General features: G+C 53.4%; 12 protein-coding genes. 2 read left to right on the forward strand and 10 right to left on the reverse strand.

The features are described from left to right. The first annotated feature begins 12 nt into the window (after positions 1 to 12). The gene (locus tag F5984_RS05240) at positions 13 to 2265 is read left to right on the forward strand and encodes a heavy metal translocating P-type ATPase (protein ID WP_152123248.1); all 2253 of its coding nucleotides are present in this window, start codon (positions 13 to 15) and stop codon (positions 2263 to 2265) included. A 114-nt stretch (positions 2266 to 2379) separates the two neighbouring features. Here the strand turns inward: F5984_RS05240 and F5984_RS05245 are convergent, their stop codons facing one another. The 7 genes from F5984_RS05245 to F5984_RS05275 form a co-directional block, all read right to left on the reverse strand. Then, entirely contained in the window at positions 2380 to 3240 is an 861-nt protein-coding gene (locus F5984_RS05245; RefSeq protein WP_152123249.1) for an aldose 1-epimerase family protein, read from the reverse strand. A gap of 93 nt (positions 3241 to 3333) precedes the next feature. Beyond that, positions 3334 to 5295 (reverse strand): glucosamine-6-phosphate deaminase, encoded by a 1962-nt coding sequence (nagB, locus tag F5984_RS05250; RefSeq protein WP_152123250.1) that lies wholly within the window; start codon positions 5293 to 5295, stop codon positions 3334 to 3336. 148 nt (positions 5296 to 5443) lie between these two features. After that, positions 5444 to 6961, reverse strand: a complete 1518-nt coding sequence (locus F5984_RS05255; protein WP_152123251.1) for a Do family serine endopeptidase — start codon at positions 6959 to 6961, stop codon at positions 5444 to 5446. 296 nt (positions 6962 to 7257) lie between these two features. Next, complete coding sequence (locus F5984_RS05260; protein ID WP_152123252.1) at positions 7258 to 7710, reverse strand: Hsp20/alpha crystallin family protein; 453 nt, start codon at positions 7708 to 7710, stop codon at positions 7258 to 7260. Positions 7711 to 7922: 212 nt separating this feature from the next. Further along, a complete protein-coding gene (rnc, locus tag F5984_RS05265) occupies positions 7923 to 8687 on the reverse strand; it encodes a ribonuclease III (protein WP_019989591.1) in 765 nt (254 codons plus the stop codon). Next, positions 8688 to 9941: a beta-ketoacyl-ACP synthase II gene (gene fabF / locus F5984_RS05270; protein ID WP_019989590.1), complete on the reverse strand. Its 1254-nt coding sequence runs from the start codon at positions 9939 to 9941 to the stop codon at positions 8688 to 8690. Positions 9942 to 10055: 114 nt separating this feature from the next. Beyond that, positions 10056 to 10295 carry an acyl carrier protein gene (locus F5984_RS05275; protein ID WP_009284998.1) on the reverse strand — a complete coding sequence of 80 codons (240 nt, stop codon included), beginning with the start codon at positions 10293 to 10295 and terminating at the stop codon, positions 10056 to 10058. Positions 10296 to 10606: 311 nt separating this feature from the next. On the opposite strand from F5984_RS05275, the gene kdsA reads away from it, so the two are divergent. Further along, the gene (kdsA, locus tag F5984_RS05280; protein ID WP_152123253.1) at positions 10607 to 11419 is read left to right on the forward strand and encodes a 3-deoxy-8-phosphooctulonate synthase; all 813 of its coding nucleotides are present in this window, start codon (positions 10607 to 10609) and stop codon (positions 11417 to 11419) included. Here kdsA and F5984_RS05285 read toward each other — a convergent pair whose 3' ends face one another. The 3 genes from F5984_RS05285 to F5984_RS05295 all read right to left on the reverse strand — a co-directional run bounded on the left by F5984_RS05285 (position 11420) and on the right by F5984_RS05295 (position 17316). Next, positions 11420 to 13819: a sialate O-acetylesterase gene (locus F5984_RS05285; protein ID WP_152123254.1), complete on the reverse strand. Its 2400-nt coding sequence runs from the start codon at positions 13817 to 13819 to the stop codon at positions 11420 to 11422. A 62-nt stretch (positions 13820 to 13881) separates the two neighbouring features. Beyond that, positions 13882 to 14946, reverse strand: coding sequence for a hypothetical protein (locus F5984_RS05290; RefSeq protein WP_152123255.1), 1065 nt, complete (start codon positions 14944 to 14946; stop codon positions 13882 to 13884). Between the two features lie 243 nt (positions 14947 to 15189). Beyond that, entirely contained in the window at positions 15190 to 17316 is a 2127-nt protein-coding gene (locus tag F5984_RS05295) for a S9 family peptidase (protein WP_152123256.1), read from the reverse strand. Positions 17317 to 17541: the final 225 nt, after the last annotated feature.

Below are 17541 nucleotides of genomic sequence, written 5' to 3' on the forward strand. Positions count from 1 at the left end.
CCAACACGAATAATGACTCAGCTAATTGGCACCGAGGTCCGAAAGACGTACCCGGTACTCGAAATGAGTTGCGCGGCCTGCGCCGTCAGCGTGGAGTCGATACTCAAGCATACGCCCGGCGTCAGCAACGCTACGGTCAACTACGCCAACCAATCAGCCTCGGTGCAGTTTAACCCCCGTACCGTGTCGCAGGAAGCCCTCCAGCAGGCCGTTCGGTCGATGGGGTACGATCTCGTCATCGACGACGAAGACCCACTCCAGATTCAACAGGAGGCCCAGCAACGCCAGTATGAGCAGCTCAAAGCCCGCACCATTGGAGCCATTGCGCTCTCGGTGCCGGTGGTTATTCTGGGCATGTTTTTCATGGATTGGGCCTACACACCCTGGATCAGCCTGTTACTGTCGGCACCGGTGGTATTCTGGCTGGGTCGGTCGTATTTTATCAATGCCTGGAAACAGGGGCGGCACGGGCGGGCCAACATGGACACCTTGGTGGCGCTTTCTACCGGTATTGCCTTTTTGTTTAGTGCCTTCAACACAGTTTACCCCCAGTTCTGGCACCATCGGGGGCAAATGCCGCACGTTTACTACGAAGCGGCCGCTGTGGTCGTTGCGTTTATTTCACTCGGTAAACTGCTCGAAGAACGGGCCAAGTCGAACACCTCGTCGGCCATTCGGCAACTGATGAACCGGCAACCCAAAACGGTCCACCGGCTCGAATCCGACGGCACCGAGCGCGAAGTGCCCGTAACCGACGTACAAGTGGGCGACTGGCTGAGTGTACGGCCGGGTGAGCAGATTCCGGTAGATGGACTGGTCGAAACGGGTGAGTCGTACGTAGACGAAAGCATGATTTCGGGCGAACCCGTCCCGGTGGCCAAAACCGCCGGAGCCGCCCTGTTTGCGGGTACCATCAATCAGAAAGGTAGCTTTCGGATGCGGGCCACCAAAGTCGGTAACGACACCATGCTGGCGCACATTGTCCGGATGGTGCAGGAAGCGCAGGGTAGCAAAGCCCCTGTGCAGCAATTGGTCGATAAAATTGCGGGCGTTTTTGTTCCCGTCGTCATGGGTATTGCTCTGCTCACCTTTGCCGTGTGGTTACTTGCCGGCGATGCCCACGCACCGGGCGGCAACGCCTTTGCACAAGCACTCCTTACCTCGGTTACGGTACTGGTTATTGCCTGCCCCTGTGCGCTGGGTCTGGCAACTCCCACGGCCATTATGGTCGGTATTGGCAAGGGCGCCGAACACAACATTCTGATTAAAGACGCCGAAAGCCTCGAACTGGGGCAGCGGGTCGATGCCGTGGTACTCGACAAAACGGGCACCATCACGCAGGGCAAACCTGTGGTGACAGATTTTGTGTGGCTGGGGCATCGCCCCGATGTCGACCACCTCAACGCTGTGCTGGCATCGCTCGAAGCACAGTCAGAACACCCGCTGGCTGAGGCCGTGGTTGAGCATGTAAAAGAGGCCGGTGTGCGACCGGGTGCGGTGGTACTCACGCAATTCGAGAGCCTGACCGGACGGGGCGCGAAAGGCACCGTTGAAGGAGAAACCTACTGGATTGGAAACGACCGGCTCATGCGCGAGCAGGGCCTGAATACGAGCACGGCCGAGGGGCAGGCAGCCCAACTCCGGCAACAGGCCAAAACGGTGGTGTACTTCGCCGACCAAACCCAGTTGCTGGCCCTAATCGCCATTGCTGACCCGATCAAACCCACGTCGGCGGCTGCTATCCGAACATTACAACAACGGGGCATCTCGGTGCATTTGCTCACAGGCGACAACCCCGAAACGGCTGCCGCCGTAGCTCAGGCCGTTGGGATAAACGAGTTTACGGCCGAGGCCATGCCTAACGATAAGGGGCAGTTCATTAAAGCCTTACAGGCACAGGGCAAGGTGGTGGCGATGGTTGGTGATGGTATCAACGACGCACAGGCACTGGCGCAGGCCGACGTTAGTCTGGCGATGGGTAAGGGGTCGGACATTGCGATGGACGTAGCTAAAATGACCTTGCTCACCTCCGATCTCAACAGCGTTCCGAAAGCCTTATTGCTCTCGAAACGCACGGTACAAACCATCCGGCAAAACCTATTCTGGGCCTTTGTGTACAACCTGATCGGGATTCCAATTGCCGCCGGGGTTCTTTACCCAGCTTTCGGGTTTCTGTTAAACCCCATGATGGCCGGGGCTGCTATGGCACTCAGTTCGGTATCGGTAGTCACCAACAGCCTGCGTCTGCGGAGTCTCCGGTTATGAGCTGATGGCGTTTAACACAAGATGACATCTCGTTTGGAGAGATGTCATCTTTGAACGTTTTCAGACTATGCGTTGGCTAGAAATGTCATCTTTCTAAACAAGATAACATCTCAGTTAGAGGGTAATCGTAAACGTGGCTTCAAACACCTCGCCAACGCCCACCTGCTGAATAGCTTCTTTCTGCGAAAACGGCACCGGCTCACCCACCGAATCGGCATAACCGAGCCAGGGCTCAATACACACAAACGGCGCACCGGGCTTGGCCCAGATACCCAGATACGGAAAATCGTTGAACCGGACGGTTACGGCCCGGTCGTGGTTTTTGCTCCGAATCCGCACCTCTCGCGAGCGCAGATTTTTAAGCACCAGCGCATCCTTATCAAACAAATGCTTCGTCAGCGGAATTCGATTATCGACCTGCTCAATCGACTCGGTTTGACCGGTAAAATAGCCCTCGGGTGAAAGCAGATGAGTTTCCAACGGCTCGGTATACTCAAATTCGAGCCAGTAATCTGTCAAATCCTCATTCGCCCCAAACGGCACGTTGAACGCCGGGTGTGCCCCCACCGAAAAGAAAACCGGACGGTCGTCGGTGTTGCGAACCCGGTACGTGATCGCCAACGTAGCCCCCTCCAGCGTGTATATAATCTCAAACACAAACCGGTATGGGTACGACGCCCTCGTTTCGTCGGAGTCGGTCAGCACAAACCGGGCCGTTGTATCGGTGTGTTCGGCAAGGGTAAACACCGACTGCCGGGTAAAGCCGTGCCGACCCATCGGGTATGCCTGCCCATCTACCCAAATCTGATTGTTCAGGCACCCACCCACCACCGGAAACAGATTGGGCGCGTGCCAGCCCCACACGGCCGGATCGCCCTGCCAGAGATGCTCGGTGCCCGAGGGCTTATGAAAAACAGACGTAAGCTCAGCCCCCTGAGGCCGGATACTGACAGAGAGAATATCGTTTGATAGCATTTATTGGAGAAAGAAAGAGCGAGGAAACAGAAGCAAGGAAGGCGTACGCGTCGGCCCTACTCACTCCTATCTCCTCGCTCCTGAATGCTTCGATTAAAACTTCCAGCGTACAAACGCTTCCATAGCCTCGTACTCGGCCAGACCTAAGCGGTTGTAAATGGCTGCCGTACCCCGGTTGCGTTCTTCGGCACGTTGCCAGAACTCACGCGAGTCGGTACCCTGATACACCACACCGTCTTTCTGCGACTGATGCTTGAAAATACCCAGGCGCTTCTTCATCACCTGATCGGGCGACATTGGCACGGCCATTTCGATTTCGCTCACATCCCACTCGGCCCAGGCACCCCGGTACAACCATACCCAGCAATCCTTCATGAAGTTTTTGTGCTTCAACCGACGCACGGCCTCCATAATAGCGTCGAGGCAGACCTTGTGCGTACCATGCGGATCGGCGAGGTCGCCGGCGGCATAGATTTGGTGCGGCTTGATTTTCTCGATCAAATCCATCACCACTTTCACGTCATCTTCGCCAAGCGGCTTCTTCTCTACCTTACCGGTTTCGTAGAACGGCATATTCAGGAAGTGCGCATTTTCGACGGGGATACCCACAAACCGACAAGTCGCTTTGGCTTCACCCATCCGAATCAGGCCTTTCACGTGCCGCACTTCCGGCGTATCCATTTCGCTGTCTTTCTTCAAACGCAGCGACGTAGCCGCGTCTTGGAAAATACGTGTAGCTTCGGGGCTATTGATCCCAAATTTCGAGTTGAAGTCGACCACGTAGTCGGCAAAACGCAGGGCCTCATCATCGGCAACGGCAATATTACCCGACGTTTGGTAACCCACGTGTACCTCATGCCCCTGATCGTGCAGACGCTGGAACGTACCACCCATCGAAATAATGTCGTCGTCGGGGTGCGGGCTGAAGATGATACAACGCTTCTGAGCGGGTAAGGCCCGCTCGGGGCGGTTAGTATCATCGGCGTTGGGCTTACCGCCGGGCCAGCCGGTGATGGTATGCTGCAACTGATTGAACACATCGATATTGATGTCGTATGCCTGTCCGTACTGAGCCAGCAGGTCGCTCATCCCGTTATCGTTGTAATCGCGGTCGGTGAGTTTCAGAATCGGCTTGCCCAATGTCAGCGACAGGTGCGTAACCGCCTTCTTAATCATCTTGTTGTCCCATACCACTGTATCGACCAACCAGGGTGATTTCATCCGGGTCAATTCAGAGGAAGCCGCTTCATCGATCACAAACAGCACATTGGGATGCGTTTGCAGATACGAAGCCGGGTTGGTTTCGGTCACGGTACCTTCAACCGCACCACGAATCACCGGCGCTTTGCGCTCACCCCAGGCCAGCAGCACTACGCGCTTAGCAGCCAGAATACTGGCAACCCCCATTGTAATGGCTTTGCGGGGTGTACGGGGCAAACCACCAAAATCACCCGAAGCAGCCGCCCGCGTTGAGTGGTCGAGCATCATCAGGCGGGTATGCGAGTTAATGAGCGAACCCGGTTCGTTGAAACCGATGTGGCCATTACCCCCAATACCGAGCAACTGAAAATCGAGCCCACCCGCTTCAGCAATCATTTCCTCATACCGCTTCACAAACTCAGCTACTTTGTCGTAGCGGATGGTTCCGTCGGGTACGTGGTAGTTTTCGGCCGGAATATCAACGTGGTCGAACAGCTGCTCCCGCATGAATCGCCAATAGCTTTGCAGCGAATCGGGCTCCATGGGGTAGTACTCATCCAGGTTGAACGAAACGACATTGCGGAAGCTGAGTCCCTCTTCGCGGTGCATCCGAACCAATTCGGCGTAGACCGTCTTGGGCGACGATCCGGTGGCTAACCCCAGAATGCAAGGTTTTCCTTCCCCTTGCTTTTGCCGGATCAGATCCGCGATTTCGTGGGCTACTGCCCGCGATGCGGCCTTGGCGTCGGCATAAATGTGGGTGGGAATTTTTTCGTACGTAATGGCCGAATGAACCGGTCCATTATTGACAGACTGATTGTTAGGTGCATCCGCAACGGGCGAATCAGTGATCATGAGGGAATGTAGATTGGTGATTTACGGGGCAAAGTTCCACAAAATGACCAAACTACTGAAATACTATTCACAAAATTTAGGTAAACAAAAAGGTCTGCCCCTGTAATTGGGGCAGACCTCTGTACGTCAAGTTACTTATTTTCAGCCGTTAAACTGGTACAGCGTAGTAATACATCCGTGAGCTTCCCGGATACATCCCGATCAGCATCAGACCTTCGCCTTCTTTCACGTTCGCCATGATCGTTTGCAGGTCTTTCACGGTTTTTACGTTCTTACCGTTCGCCTTCACAATGATGAAACCTTCTTCAATATCGGTTTCTGCCAGTTTACCATCCACAATTTTCTTCACACGCACCCCACCGCTAAGGCCAGCCTGTTGCAGCTCGCGGGCGCTGATGTCTTCGAACTCGGCTCCCAACGTACCAAGCGATGCCGTTGTGGCTTCGGCTTTTTTGACCACATCGCGGCCGCCATTCCGGTTACGGAGCTCTACTTTGAAGTCGCGCTCGGTACCACCCCGGTTTACCGTGACGTTGATCACATCACCCGGACGACGACGACCGATGATTTCGCGCATCTGCGCATCCGAATCAATCGGTTGGCCTTCCATTTTCACGATTACGTCGCCTTTCTGCAAGCCAGCAGTTTTAGCGGCTCCGTTGTCGACAACGCTCTCGATATAAATACCCCGACCCACTTTGGCGTTCAGTTCGGTAGCACGTTTGCTATCCAGCTCAATCGGCAGAATACCGAGATAGCCACGCTGTACGTTGCCGTACTTCAGCAGGTCGGCCGTTACTTTTTTCACCAGCGATACCGGTACGGCAAAGCCATAGCCACTGTAATAACCCGTTGCCGATGCAATGGCCGAGTTGATACCTACCAGTTCACCACGCAGGTTGACGAGTGCCCCACCCGAGTTACCGGGGTTAATGGCAGCGTCGGTCTGAATAAACGACTCAATGGGCGTATCGGCGTTGCGGTCGTTACGATCTACGTTCTGGTTCAGAATACCGATACCACGGCCTTTAGCACTCACAATACCAGCCGTTACTGTCGACTCCAGGTCGAGCGGATAACCAACGGCCAACACCCATTCACCCAATTTCAGGTTGTCCGAATCGCCCAGCGTAATGGCGGGCAGGCTACCACCGGCTTCTACCTTAATCACGGCGAGGTCGGTGAGGGGGTCGGTACCAATTACTTTGGCCTTGAAGCTGCGCTTGTCGGTCATCACTACTTCTACCTGATCGGCATCCTGCACCACGTGGTTATTGGTCACAATGTAGCCGTCTTTCGAGATGATTACGCCCGAACCCGAGGCCTGTCCTTGCTGACGGCGGGGCTGCCGGGGCTGTGCGCCACCAAATTCATCACCGAAGAATTCGCGGAAGATATCCGGAACCTGCTGCTGACGAACCGTGCGCGTAACCGTCGTACGGATGTGTACCACCGTTGGCGTGGCCGATTCGGCGGCATAGGCAAAATCGCCCGGTGCGCTCGTACCGTTGCCCGTGAGGGCGGCTAACCGACCCGTAATGGTCGGGGTCGACGACTCATTGAACACAACATCCCGCTTGTTGAAGCCAAGGAAGCTGTAGGCCGCCAGGGTGATTGCACTCGATAAGATGGCAATCAGCGTCAATACTTTCCAGTTGCTTTTCATTAGTTTTTGAGGGTAATGCATTGTCGGTGATCCGACAGGTTGTCTTCATAGCTTGCCCATGTCTGTGAGTCACGAGCTACTCAGCAAAATAACGGAATCCTGGGGTCAAAAAATTCGTGAACAAGTGGGTACTTAACAATTATTAACAAGCGATTGTTGAGCCAAATTTACCATCGGCCACCCGACCCTTGTCACGTTCTCACCCACTCCACCCGCTGTATGCGTACCCGGTCGCAGGGGGCAAAACCGCGTGGCTTGGCCCCCTGCGACCGGGTAGAGTTACTTTTCGGTTCAGATTAACCGCCAATTTCAATTTGCCGGGGCGGCTTGGGTTTGGCCTCTTCCCGCTTCGGAATCTCGATGGTCAGAATTCCATCGGTGTAAGTAGCGCGAATCTGATCGACATCGACCGAATTGGGCAACATAAACGTCCGTTGGAACGACGAGTAGCTGAACTCCCGACGTGTGTATTTCTCGTTCGGCTTCGCTTCTGTCTTATTCTCCTGATACGCCGAAATCGTCAGGTTCGTATGATTCAGGCTTAGTTTAAAATCCTCTTTTTTGAGGCCGGGTGCGGCCACCTCAATCCGAAAGCCATCGGTATGCTCGGCTACATTTACAGCAGGCACACTTGCTGGCACCTGTGTACTCTGATTGAAAAGATCATTGATCTCGCGGCCAAAGGGGCTATTCATCCGAAACGTTTCGATCAACGAAGGAAATTGGTTAGAGCGGGTTAAAGCGTTCATGGTACGGTTTTGATTAACGGTTGTCGTATTTGTTATCTACCACCTGTTTTTCAAGTTTTGTACCAATCCCATTACACAGCCAAATTGACACTATAAATAGGCCTTTAACGTATGTATTAGGCCATTTTGACAGTACACCGGCCGTATTCCACAAAAAAATGCCATGTGCTCAGGCACATGGCATTTACTATATCCTATAAACAGAGTGAAGGCTACTTAGCGTCGAGAAGCTCAAGCGCTTTTTCGGCGGCCGACTGCTCGGCTTTCTTTTTGGAGTAGCCACTGCCCGTGGCAAATGGTTCTTCGTTAATCACGATCTGTGCGATAAACTCCCGGTAATGGCTGTTGCCCTTCTCGGCAATAATATCGAACCGTACTTCTTTACCTTCGCGTTGCGCCCACTCAATCAGGCGGCTCTTGAAGTTAGCATTGTTCTGCACCAGCGAGTCGATATCGTAGTGCGACAATAGGTTCTTCAAAATAAACCGACGGGTGAACCGGAACCCCTTATCGAGGTAAATGGCACCCACCAAAGCTTCAAGCGCATCGCCGTACATGGAGGTACGGGCGGGCAGGCTTTTGGTACGGGCTCCGTCGTATTCGATAAGCCGGTCGAGGCCGATTTTGCGGGAAATTCCGTTAAGCATCTCCCGATTCACAATCCGCGACCGGATTTCGGTCAGAAAGCCTTCGTCTTTGTACGGGTATTTTTTGAACAAAAACTCAGCAATGACCATACCCAGTACGGCATCGCCAAGGTATTCAAGTCGTTCGTTCGACTCGCGAAAGCCTACAATGACCGTCTCCCGGGAGGCCGACGAGTGCCGCAGTGCCAGCTGGTACAGGCGCAGGTTCGACGGATTCTCTCCAATAATATGGGCGACAGCATTCTTTAACTTTTTCCGCTTATCGGCATCCTGCGAGCGGAAAAGGTTCAGAAACGTGGCAAAGTAGCTACGAGGCAAAGCGAGTTGCACTTAGTCGGAAAGTTTACGGAAAATAACCGATGCGTTATGCCCGCCAAAACCGAATCCATTACTCATGACCGTGGTCAGCTTGCGGGGCTGGGCCTGATTGTAGGTCAGGTTGAACCGTGGGTCAATCTCAGGATCGTCGGTAAAGTGGTTAATCGTTGGAGGCACAATCTGGCGTTCCAAAGCAAACAGACAGGCGATGGACTCCACAGCCCCGGCCGCTCCCAGAAGGTGGCCAATCTGCGACTTAGTCGAACTAATGTTGATGGCAAAGGCATGGTCACCAAAGAGTTGGTGAATGGCCTTCAGCTCCTGCGGGTCGCCTACGGGCGTCGAGGTGCCGTGTGTGTTGATGTAGTCAATTTCTTCGGGCTTGATACCAGCGTCATCGAGCGCATCGTGCATTCCCAGGCGGGCACCCAACCCATCGGGGTGCGGGGCCGTAATGTGAAACGCATCAGACGACATGCCCCCGCCGATCAGTTCGGCGTAGATTTTGGCACCCCGTGCTTTAGCATGCTCGTACTCTTCCAGAATCAGAGCACCAGCGCCTTCGCCCAATACAAACCCATCGCGGTCCTTGTCGTACGGACGAGAGGCCGTCATGGGGTCATCATTACGCTCCGAGAGGGCCCGGTTCGCGTTGAAACCACCAATACCGGCTTTGGTGACGGCGGCTTCAGAGCCCCCGGTCACGCAGATATTCATGCGGCCCAGACGGATGTAGTTGAACGCATCGATCATGGCGTTCAGGCTCGACGCACAGGCCGATACCGTCACGTAATTGGGTCCGCGGAAACCATAGCGCATCGAGATTTGACCCGGTGCACTGTCGGCAATCATGCGAACAATAAAGAACGGATTGATCCGAGGAGTACCGTCGCCTTTGGCGTAGTCGATCACCTCGTCTTCAAACGACTTCAGACCTCCAATACCCGACCCCCAGATAACGCCGACCTTGTTTTTGTCAATTTTTTCCAGGTCCAGCTTCGAGTCCTGCACTGCCTGTTCGGCCACAATCAGTGCATAGTGGGTGAAGGGGTCCATTTTGCGCGCATCCTGACGAGGGATGTACTGAGTAACGTCGAGCCCTTTCAGTTCGCAGGCAAACTGGGTCTTGAACTTGCTCGCATCGAATTTGGTGATTGGGCCGGCACCACTGGCACCAGCGGCCAAGCCATCCCAAAACGTGGGTACATCGTTACCGATGGGGGTGAGGGCACCAAGGCCCGTAACTACTACTCGTCGGAAGGTCATACAGGAAAACTGCAGATGGAATAATAAGAAGAAAACAGGCGCTACGTGTTTGAGTAGTTAAGCTTTCAGAGAGAAAACCTAAAGACTCAAACAGGTAGAAGGCCCTGTGCAGGCTTACTTGCCAGCGTTTTCTTCGAGATAGGTGATCGCCTGACCAACGGTACCGATGTTTTCGGCCTGATCGTCAGGGATAGAAATGTTGAATTCTTTCTCAAATTCCATGATCAATTCAACAGTGTCAAGCGAGTCGGCCCCCAGGTCGTTGGTGAAGCTTGCCTCAGGCGTAACCTCAGACTCTTCGACACCTAATTTCTCAACAATAATGTTCTTAACTTTTTGTGCAATTTCTGACATTTTAGTAGTCAATTGGGGTTGAAAAACGGCACAAAGAAAACCATTTCCCCTATCATTGTCAAACAATTTTTTTGTAGCCTGGGCGTTATTACCTATGCCGTAACAATACACAAAACTTTGATTATCAAAAGATTATATATTAACTATAGAGTTTAATCCTACACCGTCTACTAAAGCTGCTTTCCTACCAAACCGCACTATTAGGAGTTAAAAGTCGCTAATCGGGTGGTTATATGAGGGCTTCGATACCGAACTACTGAGTTCCTAAAATCCGTTGCACCTTTGTATGCCTCAATAGGCTACAGACACGTATGATCCAACTTTCGAAGCTCCGCCATACCGATTCTCCCAACTTTTTTTTGATGGCTGGCCCCTGCGCCATTGAAGGCCGCGACATGGCCCTGCAAATTGCCGAGCGCATTGTTACCATCACCGACAAGCTGCGTATTCCGTACATTTTTAAAGGGTCGTACCGTAAAGCAAACCGGACAAAAGCCAACTCGTTTACGGGCATCGGCGATGAATTGGCTCTGTCAATCCTGAACGAGGTAGGCACTACCTTCAACATCCCGACCGTGACCGACATCCACGAGTCCGACGAGGCCGCTATGGCTGCCGAGGCTGTTGATGTATTACAGATTCCGGCTTTTTTGTGCCGTCAAACCGAGCTTCTTGAAGCTGCCGCCCGTACGGGTAAGGCCGTGAACATCAAGAAAGGCCAGTTTCTGTCGGGCGAGAGCATGCATTTTGCCGCCGAAAAAGTCCACGCCATCAACCCAGAGGCTACCGTTATTCTGACCGACCGGGGTAACTCGTTTGGTTACGGCGATCTGGTGGTCGACTACCGGAATATTCCGGCCATGCAGTCGTTTGGCGTGCCGGTTGTGATGGATTGCACCCACTCGTTACAGCAGCCGAACCAATCATCGGGGGTTACGGGCGGCAAACCGGCCTTGATTGCAACCATCGCCAAAGCCGCTATTGCTGTTGGGGCCGACGGCCTTTTTATCGAAACGCACCCCGACCCTTCCTGTGCTAAATCGGACGGCGCCAACATGCTCCCTCTCGACCAGCTGGAGGGCTTACTGGAACGGCTTGTGCGGGTGCGGGAGGCTATTCTCTAATTATCGACCCCGGACACTCAGCCAGGCAGTATCGTCTTCGCCATTTTCGGTCCCATTCCCCGGCGTTGAATCCGAATCAGCGGGGGTAGCGGCTGTAATCTGTGCTTTGGTTAGCTGTTCACCGGTCGCAGTCAGGCGGGCCACAAACACAAGTGTGGTACTACTCCCAACATTAAGGCTACTGATGGTTCCGGTCACGGTTTGCCCCGTGGCCGACAACCCACTCACGTAGCTGAGGCCCGCAGGAAGCACAGCCGCTACACTAACGGCAGTAGCGGAGGCCCCACCCCGATTCGATACAACGAGGCTATACGACACCAGCTCGTTGAGGGCCGGGGCGCGGGTGTTGGTCACCAGTTGCAGACTCAAATCAGCGCGGTCAGGGTCAGGCGTAGGCTCATTAGGTTGCACAGCCGGTAGCTGAATCTGATTAGGATTTGCCGACTCAAAAACAGCCCCTCCTGCGCCGGGTGTGCGCCACTCTACACTTGCTTCGTCGTCCTGACCGGTGCTGGTACCCGTACCCGGCTGACTGTCGCTGTCAGTCGGGCTGCTTTGTGTAATCTCGGCCGCGTTGCGGTAGGTTCCTTCGGCCAGCACCCGCACCCCAAAACTCAGGGTTGTCGATGCCCCGGCCCCCAGTTGGGCCACACTGCCCACTAGGGCGGTGCCGGTGTTGGTTAGGCCGCCCGTTGTTACCACCGACAAATTTGCCGGTAGCCGGTTTTGCACCTGTACATTGGTGGCCGAATCGGGCCCGCTGTTCTGGAGGATTAATTGCACTGTCAGAGTTTCGCCAACACGTACTACCCGGCTACTCGTTACCATGGCAAGGCTCAAATCAGTACGTGGAGCCGGAGGTGGTGGAGGTGGTGTACCCAGTTGAAACTTATTAGTTGGAACAGCGGGCAGCACTGGGTTTGTTGCTACCAACCGCAACCGAAACCAACCCGTCGTGAGATCAGACGGTAGCTTCGTTCGGACGGGGTTAGTTCCAACTCCGGGTAGTGCTTCGATGGACCGTCCGCTGGAATCGAGTAGTTGAACCTGCCAGCCATTATCCCCCCCAAACGTCCCAATGGTGTAAACCGCCAGGCTAACACTATCGGCAGGGGCAATGATGCCTGCAACGGAGCCGGTTACCGCAAACTGCTGCGGCAGTACGGGCGTGGCAGTTTGAAAAAAAGCGTTGTTCAGGCTGTTGTTCCAGTTTCGGGCAAACCGCGATAAACCCATCGAAGCCGGAATTGAATTGGGATTATTGAAGTATTGCGGATGCGTCGGGGGGCGCAACTCGTTACCGAAGTGCACATCGCTCACACCAGCCCGCCGGTTGATGATCGTATCGTTTAACGGTCCCTGAAACGCCAGCAAATTGGGGGTATCAATCACCTCCTGCTGTTTGGCAACCACTTCGGGGCGAGTCACCTGCCCATCGAACGAAGCCCGCGCAATGACCCAGGGCAGTGGCCGCCCGTTGAAGTCGGCCCGTGATTTCGCAATCAACTCACGCAACCGCGTCGCATACTGCGGAATACTGCCGCTGCTGTTATCGCCGTATTCGGCTTCGCCCTGATGCCACAACACGGCACGCGCGCCCCCCGTTGAACCGTAGTAATGCAGAATATTTTTCAGATTGGTGTAGGGTTGTAGGTTGAGCCAATAGCCCGAACACCAATACCGGTTACAGGCCGGTATACCATTGGCGGTGTTGATCCAGTTCTCAATCGTCGAGGAGTCCCAACCCGCATTGTAGAAAACAACCGGTACATTGTAGCGGCTCACGATATAATCGCCCAACTCGCCCCACCCCCAGGAGCTTTCGCCCATGGGAAACATACGCCGGGCTGCAGTAAGTGCTTTATACCGGGGAAACGGCATTGGATCGCCCGATGAGAACAGCGGTTGATTGGCCGGGTAATAGTGATTGATGGTGTCGATAGTACTGACCCGGTCGGTAGCCGTGCCCAGGTCATTATCCCCATTACCCAGCCCACGCGAGTTCGACTGGCCTGCTGTAATAAACACCTCACCGATTCCAACCGGCCGCACGGACGTTTCGTTAATGACTATGTTGTTACGAATGGCGCGCAGGTTAAGCACGTACCAACCGCCCGTGCCGGTCAGTTGCCCATAAAAAACACCGTTTTGCGGGTTGGTCTGAATAACCTGCCAGGCGGTGCCATTCCCCTGCCCGGCCGCAACGGGCGTCAGCTGCCCTTCAATCCGGTCGGCGGTAAAATCAAGGCGGCCCGATACGTACAATTGCCCTTGATTATCGGCTCCTCGCTGCACCACCAGCCGGGACACCGGATATGATACCTCAAACTGTTGGGCGTACCCAACAACCGGTATGAACCAGATTAGATAAAGTAATAGCTTTTGAAAATACCTGCTCACGTTGTAGACTATGGATCAAACTTCGATACTGTTACTGCTTCGGTAGCTATTCAAAATAGCCGCTACCGGTATCCCTTCAACCACAGCTTCAGCATGTCAGTATCAGATAATACCTCCAATTCAGATTTGGATGCTTTGAGCATCTTTTTTACCTGATTGAGGTAGGTGTTGAAGTTAAAGTCGAGACTGACCGGCGAATGAATAAAGCCAAACGCCGAACCAAGCATTCGCCCTAGCTGCGACTGTAAAGCAAAAAGTTTAGCATCCAGCTCGGCCACCTGCCCCTTCAGAATTTTATTGTAATACCCCAATTGCTCATCAGCCAGGGTTTCCAGATGTTCCTGATCAATCCGGTTAAACTCCATCTGCAACCGGAGCAAACCGAGTAAATCGTTGGCGTCGTAGGCCTGCGTAACCCGCTGCATGATCTCGGTTTTACGGATTTTCTCGACCTCGTCGGGCTCCCGGTCTGGGTGAAATGTTTTTACCAGATCCATGTACAGTGCCCGTACCGACCGGGTAATGTTGCGGGCTTCCTCAGCTCGCTTGGCCTCGCGTACCCGTTGCTTCTCCGATTTTGGGCGGGCGGCCCGTTCTTCATCGGCTTGCTTCCGACGCCATTCTTCGGCTTCTGCCTCGGCTTTCTCCCAACTGTCCTCTTCCTCAATAGGCACACCGTCGGAATGGGCTTCTTCGTCGGCACGCTTATGCTCACGTAAAGCATCCGACTGGTGCTGATGACGTACCCGTTCGTCAAACGTCACGTCACTATACTTATCATGAATAGGTTTGAGGGCGTCGATGCCGTGTTGGCCAATCAGGTCATAGGTGATTTCAGTAATCAGCTGGGCCAGTTTTCGTTGATCCCCACGCGACAAATCCTGTTGCATAGCAGCCCGATCGTACAGCTTAACCAATTTAACCTGTACGTCGGTTAGCTTTTTCAGCAGCGGGCGTAACTCGCCCTCAACCCGTTGCTGAATCCGGTCGGCAGCTTCGCGCAGATTGACTAAGTCTCTCTCCGTTTTCTCAATTTGCCGGGTTAGCTCATTAAACTCTTTCTGGGCCTTACTCAGTGAGGCTTTTTCTTTAACAATACTGACCCGAACGACTTGCTGTTTTGCCATACGCTTTGTGCAACCGGCTCAAAGGTAACAGCTTGGTAAAAAAACACGGCTATGCTTGTTGGCAAGCGGCACTAATCTTATCTACCGATTCCTCCAGATTATGGACTATTCTACTCGACTTTAAACCGCCTTAAACAGTTAGTATAGAAACTGTTCAGGCAAAAGAGAGAATGAAAAAGCGGGTAACTGGTCATCTTTCGACTCCAATTACCCGCCCAACTGAGCTATCTTATGCTTTAATGGCTACTGTTGAATACCCAACAGATTCAGCATAAACGCGTATTCCAGCGCAACCTCTTTTAATGCCTCAAACCGGCCTGATGCTCCACCGTGCCCGGCTTCCATATTGGTATGCAGCAGGAGCTGATTCTGGTCCGTTTTCATGGTACGCAGCTTAGCCACCCACTTGGCAGGCTCCCAGTATTGTACCTGCGAATCGTGCAGACCGGTAGTCACCAGCATATTCGGATACGCCTTTTTCTCGACGTTATCGTAGGGCGAGTACGACTTCATGTAGTCGTAATACTTCTTGGTTTTCGGGTTGCCCCACTCTTCCCACTCACCGGTCGTGAGCGGAATGGTTTCATCGAGCATGGTGGTGACCACATCGACAAACGGCACAGCCGCTACTACGCCCCGGTACAGTTCGGGGGCCTGGTTGACCACCGCACCCATCAGAAGCCCCCCGGCCGAGCCACCCAGCGCAAACAGCTTGGTAGGATTCGTGTATTTCTGTTCAATCAGGAACTTTGAGCAATCGACAAAGTCGTTGAAGGTATTTTTCTTCTTCAACATCTTGCCATCTTCGTACCAGTGGCGCCCCATCTCCTGACCACCCCGAATGTGGGCAATAGCGTAGATAAAACCCCGATCAAGCAGACTCAAGCGGGCTGAACCGAAGCCGGGTTCGGTATTGCTGCCGTACGAGCCATAGGCGTATTGCAACAACGGCGCAGAACCGTCTTTTTTGGTACCCTTTCGGTACACAAGCGAAATAGGCACTTTTACACCATCACGCGCCGTAGCATACACTCGCTCCGACACGTAGTTGTCTTTATTAAAGCCACCTAACACCTCCTGCTGCTTCAGCAGGGTTTTCTCCTTCGTATCCATATTGTAATCGAAGGTAGAACCGGGCGTCGTCAGAGATGCATAGCTGTACCGAAGCACATTGGTATCGAATTCAGGGTTATACGACATACCAGCAACATAGGCTGGCTCCCCAAATTCCAGGTAGTGGTCACTTTTGTTTTTCTGGTTGATTACCCGTAGTCTGGTCAGGCCCTCTTTGCGTTCGCCCAGCACGAGGTGATTAGCGAACACATCCATATTTTGCAAAAACACATCGGCCCGGTGCGGAATCACCTCTTTCCAGGCTGCCCGGTTTGCTTGCTGCCCTTCGGGCACCTCCATTAACCGATAGTTTTGGGCTTTGTAGTTCGTGCGAACATAAAACTTGTTGCCGAAGTGCTGAATATCGTACTCATGCCCGCGCTCACGGGGGTAAAACACCGTAAAGCTCTCTGTCGGCTTAGCGGCTTCCAACAGGCGGTACTCAGTCGTAACGCCGTTATGATCGCTCACCACGGCGATATACTTCTTCGACTTCATCCGGTACAGGCCCATGTAGAACTGGTTGTCTTTTTCTTCATACACCAGTACATCCTGCTTGGGGTCTGTGCCCAGTACGTGCCGATACACCTGATAGCCGAGCAGCGTTTGCACATCCTTTTTGATATAGAACAGCGTTTTATTGTCGGCGGCCCAGGCAAAGTCACCGGCCTCTACATTCGGAATAGCTTCGGGGTAAATCTGCCCTGTTTTCAGGTTCTTAATCCGTAGGGTGTACAACCGGCGGCTCACGGTATCCTCACAGAAAATAGCGAGTTCGTCGTTGTCCGATACCTCATAGCCGCCCAGATTGTAGTACGCGTGCCCTTTGGCCAGCTGATTGCAGTCGAACATAACCTCTTCGGGGGCCGACAGAGCGCCTTTCTTGCGTACGTAAATTGGGTACTCCCCCCCTTCCACAAAGTTGGTCTGGTAATAGTAGTCACCTTCTTTATAAGGCACCGACTGATCCTGTTGCTTGATCCGACCTTTCATTTCCTCAAACAGGCGTCCCCGCAATTCTTTCACGGGTGCCAGGTTCTGCTCGAGGTAAGCATTTTCGGCTTTGAGGTAGTCGATCACTTCGGGGTTTTCCCGTTCGTTGAGATAGTAGTAATTATCGACCCGCGTATCGCCGTGAATCGTTAGTTGTTTGGGCTTCACGGCGGCTTTGGGTGCCGCTAAAGGGGTTGGCGTTTGTGCGTTGGCCATGCCAAATAAAGTTGTCAGACAAAAAATGGACAGGTAGTTTGTTTTCATCGCGAAGTGGGTAAGCCAGAGCAACATCTGCGCGATGCTGCAATAAGGACAAAGGTAGGGGAAAATACAGCGGTTTTAGTGAGCCCTCGACACGGTTCGGGCATAAAACGCAGGCTCCAGACGGCTTTTATCTTCCTCAAATATCCGGGCTAAAATTAGCCTACATCTGACTGGACAGTAATCACGCATTTCAGACCCGACACCCGTTAGCTCTTGTCATAAATC

The organism is Rudanella paleaurantiibacter (assembly GCF_009184635.1).
In the GTDB taxonomy this organism is placed as follows: domain Bacteria; phylum Bacteroidota; class Bacteroidia; order Cytophagales; family Spirosomataceae; genus Rudanella; species Rudanella paleaurantiibacter.